This is a genomic window from Seohaeicola zhoushanensis (genome assembly GCF_014656415.1).
Classification (GTDB): Bacteria; Pseudomonadota; Alphaproteobacteria; order Rhodobacterales; family Rhodobacteraceae; genus Seohaeicola_A; species Seohaeicola_A zhoushanensis.
This window is the reverse complement of record NZ_BNCJ01000002.1, coordinates 13,421-28,761: the sequence shown is the minus strand read 5'-3', so window position 1 is coordinate 28,761 and position 15,341 is coordinate 13,421. Positions and strand designations below refer to the sequence as shown.

The 15,341-nt window shown below is 60.2% G+C and carries 11 protein-coding genes and 1 pseudogene; 2 read left to right on the top strand and 10 right to left on the bottom strand.

The features are described 5' to 3' along the window. Window positions 1-39: 39 nt before the first annotated feature. Genes IE266_RS04175 through IE266_RS04160 form a run of 4 tightly spaced genes read right to left on the bottom strand, consistent with a single transcriptional unit; the run spans window position 40 to window position 5,364 of the window. Complete coding sequence (locus tag IE266_RS04175; RefSeq protein ID WP_189678797.1) at window positions 40-1,623, bottom strand: ABC transporter substrate-binding protein; 1,584 nt, start codon at window positions 1,621-1,623, stop codon at window positions 40-42. A 37-nt stretch (window positions 1,624-1,660) separates the two neighbouring features. Next, window positions 1,661-3,331, bottom strand: coding sequence for an ABC transporter ATP-binding protein (locus IE266_RS04170; RefSeq protein ID WP_189678796.1), 1,671 nt, complete (start codon window positions 3,329-3,331; stop codon window positions 1,661-1,663). Window positions 3,332-3,335: 4 nt separating this feature from the next. Continuing rightward, window positions 3,336-4,397, bottom strand: a complete 1,062-nt coding sequence (locus IE266_RS04165; RefSeq protein WP_189678795.1) for an ABC transporter permease — start codon at window positions 4,395-4,397, stop codon at window positions 3,336-3,338. A 10-nt stretch (window positions 4,398-4,407) separates the two neighbouring features. Beyond that, window positions 4,408-5,364: an ABC transporter permease gene (locus IE266_RS04160; protein WP_189678794.1), complete on the bottom strand. Its 957-nt coding sequence runs from the start codon at window positions 5,362-5,364 to the stop codon at window positions 4,408-4,410. 439 nt (window positions 5,365-5,803) lie between these two features. Here IE266_RS04160 and IE266_RS04155 point away from each other — a divergent pair, with 439 nt between their 5' ends. Further along, the gene (locus IE266_RS04155; protein WP_189678793.1) at window positions 5,804-6,730 is read left to right on the top strand and encodes a LysR family transcriptional regulator; all 927 of its coding nucleotides are present in this window, start codon (window positions 5,804-5,806) and stop codon (window positions 6,728-6,730) included. 315 nt (window positions 6,731-7,045) lie between these two features. Here IE266_RS04155 and IE266_RS04150 read toward each other — a convergent pair whose 3' ends face one another. The 3 genes and pseudogenes from IE266_RS04150 to IE266_RS04140 form a co-directional block, all read right to left on the bottom strand. Continuing rightward, a complete protein-coding gene (locus IE266_RS04150; protein ID WP_189678792.1) occupies window positions 7,046-8,251 on the bottom strand; it encodes an MFS transporter in 1,206 nt (401 codons plus the stop codon). 415 nt (window positions 8,252-8,666) lie between these two features. Further along, the gene (locus IE266_RS04145) at window positions 8,667-9,920 is read right to left on the bottom strand and encodes a cation:proton antiporter (protein ID WP_189678791.1); all 1,254 of its coding nucleotides are present in this window, start codon (window positions 9,918-9,920) and stop codon (window positions 8,667-8,669) included. 107 nt (window positions 9,921-10,027) lie between these two features. After that, a pseudogene (locus IE266_RS04140) lies at window positions 10,028-10,796 on the bottom strand (IS5 family transposase). Between the two features lie 273 nt (window positions 10,797-11,069). On the opposite strand from IE266_RS04140, the gene IE266_RS04135 reads away from it, so the two are divergent. Further along, entirely contained in the window at window positions 11,070-11,669 is a 600-nt protein-coding gene (locus IE266_RS04135) for a helix-turn-helix domain-containing protein (protein ID WP_189678790.1), read from the top strand. 18 nt (window positions 11,670-11,687) lie between these two features. Here the strand turns inward: IE266_RS04135 and IE266_RS04130 are convergent, their stop codons facing one another. Genes IE266_RS04130 through IE266_RS04120 form a run of 3 tightly spaced genes read right to left on the bottom strand, consistent with a single transcriptional unit; the run spans window position 11,688 to window position 15,134 of the window. Beyond that, window positions 11,688-13,010, bottom strand: a complete 1,323-nt coding sequence (locus IE266_RS04130) for an aspartate aminotransferase family protein (protein WP_189678789.1) — start codon at window positions 13,008-13,010, stop codon at window positions 11,688-11,690. A 38-nt stretch (window positions 13,011-13,048) separates the two neighbouring features. Further along, window positions 13,049-14,119 carry a hypothetical protein gene (locus tag IE266_RS04125; protein ID WP_189678788.1) on the bottom strand — a complete coding sequence of 357 codons (1,071 nt, stop codon included), beginning with the start codon at window positions 14,117-14,119 and terminating at the stop codon, window positions 13,049-13,051. Next, a complete protein-coding gene (locus IE266_RS04120; protein ID WP_189678787.1) occupies window positions 14,112-15,134 on the bottom strand; it encodes a histone deacetylase family protein in 1,023 nt (340 codons plus the stop codon). Before IE266_RS04120 ends, IE266_RS04125 begins: the two co-directional genes overlap by 8 nt. Window positions 15,135-15,341: the final 207 nt, after the last annotated feature.

The following is a 15,341-nucleotide window of genomic DNA, read 5'->3' as shown; positions in this document are numbered from 1 at the left end:
GAACGCGACGGGTGGTCGCGCTCTCCCGACGTTATCGGGTCAGACCACCCACATCTTGATCGGAGCGTAAAAGTTCATGAGCTCAAAGCCCTTCGAGGGGGCCCAACCCGCGACCCTGCTCGACGTCGCATCGATGAAGTTGTTGAACATCGGGCAGATCAGACCACCCGTGTCGCGGATCATTCCGCTGAGATCGTGATACATCTGGCGGCGCTTCGCATCGTCCTTCTCGGCACGCGCCGCGATCAGCTCCTTGTCGAAGTCGACATTGAAGAACCGCGTATCGTTCCAGTCCGCCGTCGAAAGGTAGGCGGTCGAGAGCATCGCATCCTGCGTCGGCCGCCCGCCCCAGTAGCTGGTGCAGAACGGCTGAACGTTCCAGACGTCCGACCAGTACCCGTCGTTGGGCTCGCGCTTGATCTCAAGCTCTATTCCGGCCTGCTTGGCCGAAGCCTGGAACAGCTGGGCCGCGTCAGGGGCGCCGGAGAATGAGTTCTCGGAGGTCCTCAACAGGATTGAGCCCGAGTGGCCGGACTTCTTGTAGTAAGACGCAGCCTTTTCAGGGTCGTATTCACGCTGTTCGAAACCTTCGAACAAGGGATAGCTTTCGTTGATCGGGGTGTCGTTACCAATCGAGCCATTCCCGAACAGGATCTTGTCGACCATCTCCTGACGGTTGATCGAATACTTCAGCGCCATGCGCAGGTCGTTATTGTCGAACGGCGCGGTGTTGCAGTGCATGATGAAGATGTAGTGACCCTTGCTGGGTTCCGAGTGGATCTCTACCCCCGGCAGCCGCTTTACCAGCGAAACGACCTTCGGCGGCACGCGGTTCACCATGTCGACCTGATTCGACTGCAGCGCCGCGACGCGTGCACTGTCGTCGTTGACCACCAGAAGCTCGATCTGGCTGGCGTTGCCGACGTCGGAATCCCAGTAGTTTGGGTTCCTATCGTAGCTGAACGAGACACCCATATCGTGGTCTTTCAAAACATAGGGGCCCGTCCCGATAGCCGCGTTCGGGTCGTCCTTGCCGCCGTTGGGCTGGATCTGAAGGTATATGACACTCATCGCGTAGGGCAGGTCTGCGTTCGGCCCGTCGAGTTCGACAGTGAACTTGTCGCCCTCCGCCTTCATCGACTTGATACCCTTCAGCAGGCCAAGTGCCCCCGACTTGGAACCGTCGCCCGCATGCCGCTCGATCGTCGCGAGGACGTCTTCTGCTGTCACCGTCTTGCCGTTGGAAAACTCGACACCCGACCGGATTTTGAAGGTCCAGGAGGATGCGTCGTCGTTGCCCGACCATTCCTCTGCAAGCTTGCCCTCGAGGCCACCATCCGGAGTCAATTCAACCAGTTGCTCGCCCCAAAGCCGCATGACCTGCTGGTCGGTGGAGTTTGTGGCAAGGGCCGGATCAAGCGTGGCCGACGTCGACCCGCCCTGCAGGCCAACACGGATCGTGCCGCCCTTCTTCGCGCCCTGTGCCTGGACCACACTTCCAAGCAGCGCGCTTGCGGCCGTCGCGGACAGGCCCAATGCGCCCGCGCGCCCGAGGAAGGTACGACGGTCAATCCGCCCACGCGCGGCTTCACGAGCGAGGTAATCAAGTTGAAGCTTTGTCATATTTTATCTCCCTTTCCCGCAATTCGCGGGGCTTTCACTATTGTTGTGCCGAAGAGGCTGTCGCCGCTTCGCCAAGGTTATCGACTCCACGTTCTTCAAGAACCGTTGTCAGCCAGTTGGGGTCCATCTCGGGCACGGAACTCAGCAAGAGGTCCGTGTATGGATGGTGGGGCGGCTGGAACATTTCGTGCTTTGCCCCCTGCTCGACGACTTTTCCGTTCCGCATCACGACCACCTCATCCGCGATTGCCTTTACTGTCGCGAGGTCGTGCGTGATGAACATGTACGCAAGGTTGAATTCGTTCTGCAGCCGGTCAAGCAGCTTCAGGATTCCCTCGGCGACAAGCTGATCAAGCGCAGAGGTAACCTCATCGCAAATTATGAACGATGGCTCTGCCGCAAGCGCACGCGCGATGCCGACGCGCTGCTTCTGACCGCCAGACAGCTCGGGCGGGAATCTGTTGTAAAAGCGAGCGGGGTCCAGTTCGATCAGGTCCAGAAGTTCGTCCACCCGGTTTTTCAGGGCGGCTCCTTTCAGGCCACCGTAAAATTGCGCGGGCCGTCCAATGATTTCCGAGATCCTGACCTTCGGATTCAGCGCGGTATCGGCCATCTGGTAGATCATTTGAGTCTGCCGAAGCTGGTCCTTCGACCGATCCTGGTAACGTGGCGGAAGCGGTTGCCCGCGAAACAGAACCTGTCCGCGCGACGGCGGTAGAAGCCCTGTGATGCAGCGGGCAGTCGTTGATTTCCCCGAACCGGACTCGCCCACCACTGCCACAGTCATGCCGGCGAAAACGTCGAACGAGACATCGTCCAGAACTTTGGCGCCACTGGTGTAGGACGCGTCCACGTTCTGCACTGAAATAACCGGAGTCTCACTATTGACAGGCCGTTCCTTCTGCGGACGCTCAAAGCTCCGCACAGCCCATAGTGACTTCGTGTAGTCCTTCTGCGGCGACGCCAGCATTTGCTCGGTCGCAGCGGTCTCGACCTCTTCCCCCTTGAGCAGGACCTTAATGCGGTCCGCCATCTGCGCGACTACTGCGAGGTCGTGGGTGATATAGATAGCTGCCGTGTTGTATTCGTTAACGATGTCGCGGATCGCCGCGAGAACTTCGATTTGCGTGGTGACGTCCAGCGCGGTCGTCGGCTCGTCAAAAATTATCAGGTCCGGCCGGCAGGCCATAGCCATCGCCGTCATTGCACGTTGCAACTGCCCGCCGGAAACTTGGTGCGGATAGCGGAAGCCGATTTCCTTGGGGTTGGGCAGACGCAATTTCTCGTAGAGCGTCATGGCGTCTTCCTGCGCCGCCATGCGCTTCTGGATGCGGTATTGCACCGGTGCCTCGGTGTGCTGATCTATAATCCGGTGCGCAGGATTGAAGCTGGCTGCCGCCGATTGCGCGACATAGGCAATCCGCGCTCCCCTAAGGATCCGCAAGTCGGATTGCGGGGTAGTGGTTAGCTCCATTCCGTCGAACTCGACCGTTCCGCCCGAGATACGGCAACCGTCGCGGGCGAAGCCCATTGCGGCCAGGCCGATCGTGGACTTCCCCGCACCGGATTCCCCGATCAACCCCATAACCTCACCCCGGCGCAACGTCAGATTAACGCCGTGAACGATCTCGACCCAATTCTCGTCGGCGTAGGCCTCGATCCTAAGACCGCGGATTTTCAGAAGGATGTTGTTGTTCCTTTCGGTCATGGCTTCAGTCCTTCAGTCCGGAGGACCGGAACAGCATCCAGTCGACAACAAAGTTGACCGCCACGGTGAGCAGCGCGATCGCGGCAGCAGGTATGAGCGGCGTGATTTCTCCGAATGTAATCAGGAGCGCGTTCTCCCGAACCATCGAGCCCCAGTCCGCAGTTGGCGGCTGGATCCCCAAGCCGAGGAAACTCAGGCCCGCCATCAGAAGAAAAACGAAGCAGAACTCGAGCCCGAATTCCGCGATCAGCGGTGCCATCGAGTTCGGCAGAATCTCTTTCCGGATCAGGTATCCCGTGCCCTCGCCGCGCAGCGACGCAGCTTCGATATAGTCCATCACCACGACGTTGCCGGCCACGGCGCGGGACAAGCGGAAGACGCGGGGACTGTAGATTATCGCAACCACGACCACGATGACCATCAGGTTGGTGCCGAAGATCGACAGCATCAGCAGTGCGAAGATCAGCGACGGGATCGACATGATGACATCCGCGCCGCGCCCCATGATCTGGTCGAACCAGCCCTGCTTGACTGCAGCGAACAACCCCGCGATTGCCCCGACGAAGAAGGCCAGAAGCGTAGCGGCCAGGGCAAGGCCGACGGTGTTCCGCGCGCCGTAGACGATCCTGCTGAACATGTCCCGGCCGAGTTGATCCGCACCCAGAAGCAAGGCTTCGCTTGGCGGGTCGAAGGCGCCCGCGATGACTTCGGCCTCGCCGAAAGGTGCGATCACAGGCGCAAAGATCCCCATCACCGCGTAGGTAAAGATCACGAACAGGCCGAAGCTGGCCGTTAGAGGCGCGGTGCGGATGGCCTTGGCTAGCTCGCGCGGCAGCAGGATCGCCAGGAACTCGCGCCAGGCGTAGGCTGTACCCGCCGCAAGTGCGATCACCGCGGCTGCGACCGTGATCGTGTTGAGCGCGGGGCGGCCGCCGATCAGGCCCAGGACGAACGACGCCAGCGTGAGCGAAAACAGAAGCAGGAATGCCTCGCGTTTCTTGAAATAGGCGGCGAGGCAGGATGCAGCGATCAGTGCCGCGTAGTATCCGATGACAAATGTGCTCATGTCCACGGTCTCACTTCGGATGCCGCAGACGCGGATTGGTCAGGATCGCACCGACATCCGCCGCCAGGTTCAGCAGGATGAAGGTCGCGGCGAAGATCAGGCAGCAAGCCTGCACTATGGGAAAGTCCCGTTTGGCTACCGCATCGACCAGAAGCTGGCCGACCCCGGGGTATACAAAGACGACCTCCACCAGCACGACGCCGGTGATGAGATAGGCAAGGTTCAGCGCAACGACGTTGATGATCGGGGCCCATGCATTCGGAAGCGCGTGGTGTACGATCACTCGCCATGCAGGCACCCCCTTGAGCCGCGCCATCTCGATATAGGGCGAGGCAAGGAGGTTGATGATTGCAGCACGCGTCATCCGCATCATGTGAGCCATCACCACCAGAACCATGGTCAGCGCCGGCAGAAAGGAGTTGTAGAGCATCGTCGAAAAATCCGCGTTCCGCCCGATGCTGGCGATGGCCGGAAACCACCCCGTCTTCACCGCCAGGTAAAGGATCAGGATGTAGCCAAGGAAAAACTCCGGACTGGAGATTGCTGTAAGCGTCAGTACGTTGGCGACCCGGTCGAAGATGGTGTTGCGCAGGAGCGCAACAAAAATTCCCAACAGGATCGCGGCGGGCACTGCGATGACGGCGGCGTAGCTGGCCAGAAAGAGCGTGTTCAGAAGCCTGGGACCAATCGTGGACCCGACGCGGTCGCCGGTTATCAACGAGGTTCCGAAATCGCCCTGAATTGCACCGGTCAGCCAATGAAAATAGCGAACCGGCGCTGGCACATTTAGCCCCAACTGCTCGCGCAGCGCGGCAAGGTTTTCCGGCGTTGCGCTTTGTCCAAGCACGGCCTGCGCGATATCTCCAGGAAGCAACTCAACTGCAAAGAATATCAGCACCGAGATAACTAATAGCGTCAGAACGCCTAGCCCAAGTCGCTTCAGAACCAGCTTGAAGACATCATTCACCACGATTCTCCCCAGTCATCGTGTTGCGGTCTTGCGCCCCTGACTTGCCGACACCTCAGGGGGCACCGACAGATTGGCCCAGGGACAGTCGGGCCACAGTAACATCTGCGCCCTGAGACCAGCGCCGGTCGGGCGGCGATCCCAAACTTGGCACTCATTCCAATCAACCTGCCCTAATAGGTTACGCGGTAGTCGCCCAAGATCCAACCTTCTATCACTTGGCCATCGCTGGCCACAGGCAGGCCCCACGCCTTCGGCACCGGCGCGGCAGGGCGTTCTAGTGATGGCTCTAACCATAAGGGATCCGCCGTATGTGTATCAGTCACCTCCCGACCACCAGAGTAAACAAGTGCTTCGCAAGGTTTGAAGTTGGCCTTATTCATTGGACGTTTCGTCGCAGCATATGCAAAGTTCTGCGCAGCCCAGAAAGTTTCTGCTAATGGTAGACATTCAGAATCCTTATAGCACATTCGGCCGCTACAGCGCCGATCTCTGCCTCTTTCTGCTGGTGGCACGGCATCGACAATTGTCGAGAGCAGCTTCCGAGGCTGGCATCTCGCAGCCCCGCGTAAGTCAGCGCATCCGGTTCCTCGAAGACAGCCTGGGCCGTGAGCTCTTCCTCCGCGAACGTCGCGGCGTCGAACTCACTCCGGCGGGCTACGAACTGTTGAACACCCTTCTGGATCCAATGACCCGCGCCGTGGAGGCCTTCGAGCGCTTTCAGGACAAGCCGCGGAAGCGCGAGGTCGTCGTTGCGTCCGACATTGCCTTCGCGAGCTTCCTGCTGCTTCCGGATTTCGGCTCCATGAGTAACGCATTCAAGGACCTGAACCTTTCGGTATTAAGCCTCCAAATGCCAGACTCGCGCAATGCACCAGAGGCGGATCTCGTGATCCGGATGGAGCCGGACCATGAAACGGAACAGCACGAGGTTTGTCTTTTCCGAGAGCGCGTTTCGGCCGTATGCAGCCCGACCTACAAGGCGGCGCACACCGCAATGGAGCGGCCGGAGGACCTGCTAGGGCAATCTCTGATTGAACTGGCCGCCAAACCGGACATGCCTTGGTACACATGGAGCGAGTGGTTCAGAGACCAGGGTTGTGTCCACCACCGGCCGCGCAACGTCATCGCGTTCAACAGCTACGATCACGTCATTAGGGCCGTGCGTGCAGACCTTGGCATTGCGCTTGGCTGGGAAGGCTTGATCGATATCGACGCCCCCAATTCCGGCTTGGAGCTCGCCATTCCCGGCCATCTTGAAAGCAATCGGGGATACTACCTGAAAGTTCAGCGTTCGCGCGCCAACGAGGACACCGTGGCTGTCTATCGCTGGATCGCCGATCGATACATGCTCAGCCAAACATGAAGGCTGGCCGTGGCCTGCCCCCTGAATAGTGGTCCTCCCTGAAGCGAGGCTTTTAACGGGTACTGATAGACCGATGCGAACTGGTCTCCGCTTCGCGGGAGGAAGGCCTCCCTGAGCTCCCGCCGAGAAACGGACACTGACGGAAGCTACGATCTGACGTCTGCTGGTCTCCAAGAGCGAGGAGATTAGAACATGTCAAAACACAGAAACCATGATGCGGGCTTCAAGGCTCGCGTGGCTCAGGGTCAGAAAATTAGAGCCGGTTCTTTTGCCCCAGGTGGCTGAACAAGACCGGCCAGATTCGCTACTTGCCCGTCAGGTCGTGCAGATCCGGCGCCTGGACAACGCGTAGATGGTCCCAACAATCACCAGGTTCATGAGGCCAAACAGGGTCGCGTTAGCGAAAGTCCAGAAATAGGCGCCTGTCAGGTCGAAGAACACTCCGCCCTGCCAGCCGCCGAGGGCGTGGCCGAACCAGCCGAAGGCGAGAACAATTCCCGTAGCCGAGGCCCTGTGCGAGGCTGGGGTCAGAGCCCGGACAGAGACCAGCACGCCGGTCATGACTCCGCCGTAGCCAAAGCCATAGAGCGGGGTGAACAGCCAGAAAGACTGGAGCGATCCAAGAAGCATGAAGCCCAGCATCAGTAGGGTCTGCCAGCTGGTCGCCACCATCCAGGAGCGGAGCGGTCCGATTTTGTCCGCCAGCCGCCCAAAGAAGACTCGGCCGCCGATGGCGGCAACGAGCATTAGCAGAAGCGGCCCGCCTGCTTCGGCGCCAACGCCGCAGACACCCTGGATCAGCGGCACGAGGTGGATAAGTGGAACCGCCATCCCGGAGCAGCAGCCAAGCACCGCCAGCGAGAGAGCCGGCAGGACGATGCGGGGCGACAGAGGCAGGCCTGTGTCCTCTGCACCGGTTGCGGTACCCTCTGCCTTTGGCGGTGCGAGCATTAGAAAGGAGAGTGGCACGAGCGTAACGGCAACCAGCACGCCAAGAACGGTAAAGGCCGTGTCGAATCCATAGAGCTGGATCAGGTAGCCCGCGCCGTAGGGCACCAGCCCCTGGCCAAATGCCTGACCGGCCGACGCTATGCCGATGGCAAGCCCGGCACCAGCGCGAAACCAGCCACCCACAAGGGCGATCACCGGAGCGAAAAGGGCGCCGCCCCCGACCGCGCCACCAACGAAGAACAGCGCGTAGAACTGCCATAGCAATTGGGCGTGGGAAGCGGCCAGTAGAACCAGAGAAAGGCAACTGGCGCCAAGCAGGCAGACGATCCGGATCGGCATCCGGTCGGCGACAAGACCCATCACGATGCCGCCCAACGCTATGCCGATCAGTCCAATTGAGTTGATCGCCGCGACATCGGCCCGATCCCATCCGAAATGAACTTCGAGCGGAACCAGGAACGCCGACAGTCCGTTGACCAGCGTCCCCATCGCGATGCCCAACATCAGCGCGGCTGCGGCGAGGACGATCCAGCGGTAACTCGACTCAGTCGATGTGGCAGCCGCGTCCATGGAAGGGTCCTTCGGGATCAGTCGACCCATAGGTCGTAGCGTTGCGAAATGGTCGGTCTGCCCGGTGTTAAGGAGCAGAAACGCCTCACGGTTTGGAGTTATGAGTGCTGGTTGGCAAGGGTCAATCAGTCCCACAGTTGTTTTGAGATTCCGTTGCGTCACCTGGGCTTTAAACTTCGGCAACGGTTTTGGCTTGCTCAAGGAATTCGCACACCAACTACGCGACCAATTGCATGGGATTCCAAGCCTTCGAGCTTTCGATTTCTGGCTATCTTGTACAATCCCAAGGTTAAGAGCTGCGGTCCGTGAGCATCACAATGGTCGCCTACGCAGATTTGGACAGGGCCGACGCCGCAATCCGCCCCTAGCCGTCCTTCACTCGGCGCGCCGCGTAGTTGGCAGTATAACCCGGCCCTTACTCCTCCACTCCTTCGCTCGCGTGATCGAGCGCCCGACCGACGGTAAAACCATGCATGACCGTCGAGAGCAAGATCACGAGCGCCACCAGTGACCAGAGGGCAGCCTCGTCGTGAAATTCAATGTGGCTCGAGGCGTAACAGAGATAATAGATCGAACCGATGCCCCGCACGCCATAGACCGAGATGATGGCTCGGTCATGATGCTTCAGCCCGGCACCACTGAGCGATAGCCAAGCGGCCAGTGGACGGACGACGACCAACATAAGCAGCGCGATCGCCACCAATGACCAGGTCAATGCGCCGAAGAGCATCGGAAGCATGGCACCCAACGCGACAAGTAGTGCAGCGGTCAGGGCGTGCTCGATGGTCTCGGAAAAATCGTGCAGCCGCCGGTGATACTGGTGATGCCCTTCAATCCGGCGCAACGTTAGCCCCATCACCGCAACCGATATGAAACCGTAGCCTTCGGCCAACTCGGTCGAACCATAGCAGAGCAATATGCCGGCCAAAGCAATTATCCCCGAGCCGGTTTCGGCCAAGGGCGTCCTTGAAGGCAATCGGAAGAGCACCCAGCCCAGAGCCCGACCTCCAAGCCAGCCGAGAAACCCGCCGGCAGCAATTCTATAGAAAACGTCAACCATCAGCCAATCGGTCAGGAAATCCGAGAACCCTGCACCCTCGGTAGCGACTAGGAGGCCCAGATATACGAAAGGAAAGGCAAGCCCATCATTCAGCCCGGCTTCAGTGGTCAGCGTGAAGCGAACCGGGTGCTCCTCGCCCTCATTTGGCGGACCGACCTGCACATCTCCTGCCAGCACCGGATCCGTGGGCGCCAGCACCGCGCCCAGCAAGATCGCGCCGGCCAGGGTCATACTGGAAAGGCCCGCCCCCAAGAGCGCCACCGCCGCAATCGTCAGCGGCATCGCGACAACCAGCAGGCGCGCCGTCGGCAACCAGCGCCGCCAAGGGGTGAGCGAGTCGATCCGAAGCCCCGCGCCGAAGAGCGCGACGATGACGGTGAGTTCACTCACCAGTTCCCAGGCGCGCGGAGCTGTACGCGGGTCAGGCAACAATGTGAAATCCGGCAGCAGCAAGCCGGCAGCTGCGCCGAACACCAGCATCACCGATGATGAGGCAGGTTCGCGCCGTGAAACGAGACGAGGGGCCCAGCAGGCCAAAATCACAATAAGTCCGACCGCCGCGAGGGTCAGATGATAGGCGTCAAACTCGAAGAAGGTTTCGTTGCTCATGGTCGTGACAGAAGGCCCTCATTGTTCCAGTTCCCCAGCGCGACCCGGAAGCAGCACCACGGCAAGACAACGTGATAACGAAAGTCCCGTTCCCCCTGCCGAAGGCTTTAGAGACAGGACTTACACAAATAGATGACGGTCGCGGCCACAGCGCAGGCCGGGAGGACCAGGATCGGGCAGCGGTCGTAGCGGGTGGCGATGCGCCGGCAGTCCTTCAAGCGAGCGATCATGTTCTCGATCCTGTGGCGCAGGCGGTAGAGTTCGGCGTCGTGCGGGATCGGAACCTTGCGACCGATGCGGGAAGGGACACACGGCGAAATGCCCATGTCGATCAGAGCGTTGCGGAACCGGTCGGCATAGTAGCCCCGATCCCCGAGCGACGCTCCGGCTTCCTGGATGGAGGACAGCAGCGCTCACGCCCCGATGTCGTCCTAGGTCTGGCCGGCCGAGAGGAACATGCGGATCGGGCGCCCCTTTGCATCGGCCAGGACATGCAGTGTGGAGTTCAGCCCGCCTTTGGTACTCCCGATCAACCGTCCGCGACCCCCTTTTGAACTGCAAGGCTCGACGCCGTCCGATGGGCCTTCGCATGGGTCGCGTTGATCATCACGATGCCGGTGTGCTGGGCCTGGGCGGCCAGTTCGGTCATGATCGTAGCGAACACGCCCATCCGGCTCCACCGCTTCCAACGGTTGTAGAGGGTCTTCGGCGGGCCTTTGGCCGCAGTGGCATGTTTCCACATCAACCCATTGCGCTGGGTGAAGATTATCCCGCTCAGAACCGGCCGGTCATCGACTCGCGGCTTGCCGCGCGACTTCGGAAAAACGGCCGAAGCCCGCCCATCTGCGCAGCCGTCAGCCAGCAAAGCTCGCTCATGATCCCTCTCCAAGTCGCGAGTTTGAATCACGCCGCCGGCCCGCGCTCACGCGCATTTATGGGTGCTGATCCTAGTATTGAAGTGGCGAGACAGGGATCGTTCGGCCATAGTGTGACGCCACGAACCTGCCTTTACAGCCTCAAGCCAAGCTCCTCCTTGGACAGAGCCGGTTCCGGCTACCAACCGGGCGACCTATCGGATAGGTTGCAGGAGTCTTTTCCAAACGCTAGGCGACTTGCAGCGTCATGCCAGACCTATCAAGACTGCGCGAAATGTTCGGCGGCGGGCCTGAAGACAAACCGCGAGATGGTATTGACGCGCCGACCTCCCGTTTCGATATCGGCACCCGCCTCAAAGCCCTACGGGTCGCGGCCAATCTGTCACTCTCCGCCTTGGCAAAGGCCTCGGGCGTATCGAAGTCGAATATATCGAAGATCGAAAACGGGCTGATCTCTCCCACATTCGAGATGATGGAAAAGATCTCGCACGGGCTGGGTGTTCCCGCCTCCGTTCTGCTGTCGCGGGGTAATCCTGGTCAGATCGGCATTTCACTGACCAAGAACGGTCAGGGGATCGAGTTGGACGATCCCCAGTACCAGTTCGAGTTCCTTTTCTCCGACCTGCAAAACCGGCGCATGGTGCCCTTCGTCACCACCGTGACCTCTCACGGCACGAGCAGCAGGGCCCCAGCCGCGCACAAGGGCGAGGAGTTCTTCTATGTCCTGTCGGGAGCAGTAGACTTCATGAGCGGCGAGAATGAGCGAATTGCGATGGGGCCAGGCGACGCGGTCTATTTCGACAGCAATAAGCCGCATTTGGTGGTGAACCGAACCTCGGAACAGTCGAGGCTCCTCTGGGTCTGGCTGGAATAGACGCCTAGGCTCCACGCCCTATTTAGGCATCTCGTGCAGCACCTTGGTTGCAACTTCAATCGTCCGGTCCACGTCCGCCTGCGTGTGCGTAGTACAGCTCAGATTATGAAGTATCTTGTTGCCCGTGAAGAAAATACCGTCTTCGCGCATCCCGGCGGCAAAGGCCGAGTATTTTGCCAAATCCGCCGTTGCACAGAAGGCCCGGTAGCCATCGATCTCGTCCAGGTCGGTAAAGACCGGATGGAACATCGACCCGACATTCTGCACCACCATGTTCTGCCCGGCATCGCGCGCGGCGGCATTCAGCCGGTCGGTCATCTGATTGCCGATATCGGTCAGCTTGCGGAAGCCGGCATTGTCATCACGCGTCATTTCTTCAAGCATGACCTTCACCGCATAGAGTCCCAGACGCGGCGCGTTCTGACTTCCGTAGTGCAGCACCTTGCCATACTCGATGCTGTCCATGACGTGTGACGGCCCGGCGATCGCGGCCACCGGAAAGCCCTGCCCCAGTGCCTTGCCGAAGGTCACGATATCGGGTTGAAGGCCATAGAGTTCCGCCGCGCCACCGGGAGCAAGGCGGAAACCGGTAACGGTTTCATCCAGATAAAACAGTACGTCGTACCGGTGGCACAGTTCCTGCACGTGTTTCAGATAGCCGGGTTTCGGAGGAATGACGCCCATGTTGGACATCACCGCTTCCATCATGACGCAGGCAATCTCGTGCGCGCTGCGCTTCAGGACCCGCTCCAACGCGTCGATGTCATTCCAGACGGCTACCAATGTGTCTTCCCAGGACCCCGGGGTCAGTCCCGAACTGTCGGGAATGCGGACGGGATCGTTTGGATGCCCCAGCGTGGTCACCGGCTGCGGGTTTGAGCTGACCAGAAGCCCATCGTACCAGCCGTGATAATGGCCTTCGAATTTCAGCACCTTGCGCTTGCCCGTCAGTCCGCGCGCCATGCGAACGGCAGTCATACAGGCCTCGGTCCCGGTATTGGCAAAACGAACCTTGTCCACGTGATCCAGCATACCGACCATCATTTCAGCCACCTCCACCTCGATCTCGAGCGCGGTGGCGAAATGGGTGCCGTTTTCCACCTCGTTGCGGATCACCTCGACAATACGCGGGTGAGCGTGGCCGAGCGGCAGGCAGCCAAAAGACAGTTGCCAGTCGATGAATTCGTTCCCGTCCACATCCCACATGCGCGCGCCCTTGCCCTTGCGAAAGTAGGCCGGATGCGGGCTGTAATTCAGCGGTCCCCGCGAGGCGGAGGAGCATCCTTCGACCAGAACTTTCATGGCGCGGTCGAAGAACTGGGCAGAGGCGTCGGTTTTCATGACTGATGTCTCATTCGGTTGAACATGAAGCGTGGGGATCAGAGCGCATTGAGAATATCGTTGGCCTGCTGCGCGGCGCCTCCGATCTCCAGGCGCGCAACCGAGCGACCCAGCAGCGCGGCAAAAGCCTTCTGCGTGGATTCGGTAAAATGAACGGTCCCGTCCGGGTCGATCGCCGCGATCCCGTCATGGCAGAGCGAGCGACAGTTGGTATCGATCGCCTGGGCCTCGGTCCAATCGGAATGCAGGTCCAGCCGTGCGCAGCCGCCGTCTACCACAACCGGATACCCACCGATCAGCCCGTTGACGCCCGGCAGATGCACCGCGGCAGGCTTCGGCGAGAGAATCGCCCGGAACGCCTCGATGGCGGCCGAAGCGGTGATCCGATTGAAAAACAGGTCATAGGTAAATGGAAACGGTTCCAGTAGTACCTGGCGCGCCTGTTCGGTCACATCACGGCCGGCGGCCTCGACATGCAGAAGGTACGGCGGCAGGTCTGCCGTCACCTCGTCGGACAGCACAGCGTATTCGAAGGCATGCTGCGCAACCAGTTTGACCCTGATCTGATCGGGCGACAACGACAGTCGCCTGCTGAGCCCGGCGACGATCTTGGGGATTGGTTCCTGCACGTTTCCAATACCGCATAGCGGTCCGAACCCGGTGCGGTGCAGGATCGGATTGACCACGTCCGGATAGGATGCCCCGATCCAGATGGCATCAAGATCGGCCTCGGCCAGCCGGTCGCGGAAGGTGTTCATTACACTGAGGTGCAGGGACAAGTAGCCGCCGAAGGGCAAGCGCGGTGCGCTTGATTTTTCCAGCTGCCACCACGGCATCATCGAAGCGGTGGTGAAAATGATATCGGGCGCAATCGACTTGATCCGAGGCACAAAAGCTGGGCCGTTTACGTCAAGCTCGAGGCCTTCGATGATAGGGTAATCGAACTCCAACCCCGCACCGATAATCGTGCTATTGGCCCGCGCCCGCGCCTTCGCGCCATCGCGCCCGGCGATGACGATCCGGCCGAACAGCCCGGACCGGGCGGCGGACTCCAGCACGTTGGTGCCCAGTTCGCCAACCGACAGGATAAGCAGGACAGGTTTAGTCAACTTCAAATACTCTCAGAAAGCGCGCAATGGTCGGCCCAAGCTCGTCGCTGTCATAGCCGCCTTCCTGCACAAAATTGGTGGGCAAGCTCCAGCCGCGCAGCCGCATCGCCACTTCGGCAAAGGCATCGGGAGTGATGTGGTGGCCGCCATGCGGGTCGGAACGCAGTGCATCCACACCCAGTCCAACGACGACCGCTTCCGGCGTGAAGGTTTCGACAGCTTCCGTCAGTCTGGCAAAGGCCGCCAGAAATCCTGCATCGTCCACATCAGCCGGATAGCAGATATTGATATTGGCACCCCTGCCCTCTCCGGCACCGCGTTCGTCCTCATATCCACTGTGGAACGGGTAGTAGTGCGACGGATCCGAGTGCATCGACGCGGTAAGCACATCCGCACGCTCATAGAAGATGCTCTGCGTGCCATTGCCGGAATGCACGTCGATATCGACGACCGCGACCCTCGCAAAGCGCTGGCGCAGTTGTTCAGCGGCGATGGCGGCATTGTTCAGGAAACAAAACCCCATCGCCTGAGTCGCACCCGCATGATGACCCGGCGGGCGGCAAAGCGCATAGGCGGGCTGTCGGGTTTCCAGCAGGTGACGGGCTGCACCCACTGCACATTGTGCCGATGCGTAGCTGGCCGACCATGTGCCCTCCCGTATTTCTGCCGCCAGGTCCCCGACGTAATATCCCAACGCGCCCACGGGGCTTTGCGGCACATGGGCCCGCCGACCGCCTGCCAGAACATTGGGTAGGACCGCGGCGTCCCCGCCGAAAGACGTGACCCAAAGGGCGTGAATACCCTGGAGGAACTCGAGAAAAGCGGCGGGATGTACCCGCATGAGCGGTTCGATCCCATGGTCGCCAGGTTCAGTGATGGTGAATTCAGGACCGGACAACGCCGCAAGGATCGATTGCGCACGGGCGGGGGATTCCGGGCTGGAGATCAACCGACCGGCTTTCAGGAACCGCGCGCCCTGGTGGCGGAACTGGTCTTCGGACCAAAATACTTGCATCGCAATCACGCCTTGCCGATCATAGTTTCATATATGAAACCATACCGAGCCGGCGCCGCCTGTCAACTGGCTTGTCAATTGAAGCCCGGAGATGCCCGCGACCGCATCGTGTGCAGCCTTTCAAACGGAGAACGGAGATTGGCACGGCGCGGACGTTCAGCACAGACTGCGGCCCTTGCACGCCAGTCTATATCGATCGCATTCCGA

Excerpts from the sequence above, each read along its gene's own strand:
- IE266_RS04175 (WP_189678797.1), bottom strand. The coding sequence starts at position 1,623 with ATGACAAAGCTTCAACTTGATTACCTCGCTCGTGAAGCCGCGCGTGGG.
- IE266_RS04170 (WP_189678796.1), bottom strand. The coding sequence starts at position 3,331 with ATGACCGAAAGGAACAACAACATCCTTCTGAAAATCCGCGGTCTTAGG.
- IE266_RS04165 (WP_189678795.1), bottom strand. The coding sequence starts at position 4,397 with ATGAGCACATTTGTCATCGGATACTACGCGGCACTGATCGCTGCATCC.
- IE266_RS04155 (WP_189678793.1), top strand. The coding sequence starts at position 5,804 with ATGGTAGACATTCAGAATCCTTATAGCACATTCGGCCGCTACAGCGCC.
- IE266_RS04150 (WP_189678792.1), bottom strand. The coding sequence starts at position 8,251 with ATGGACGCGGCTGCCACATCGACTGAGTCGAGTTACCGCTGGATCGTC.
- IE266_RS04145 (WP_189678791.1), bottom strand. The coding sequence starts at position 9,920 with ATGAGCAACGAAACCTTCTTCGAGTTTGACGCCTATCATCTGACCCTC.
- IE266_RS04135 (WP_189678790.1), top strand. The coding sequence starts at position 11,070 with ATGTTCGGCGGCGGGCCTGAAGACAAACCGCGAGATGGTATTGACGCG.
- IE266_RS04130 (WP_189678789.1), bottom strand. The coding sequence starts at position 13,010 with ATGAAAACCGACGCCTCTGCCCAGTTCTTCGACCGCGCCATGAAAGTT.
- IE266_RS04120 (WP_189678787.1), bottom strand. The coding sequence starts at position 15,134 with ATGCAAGTATTTTGGTCCGAAGACCAGTTCCGCCACCAGGGCGCGCGG.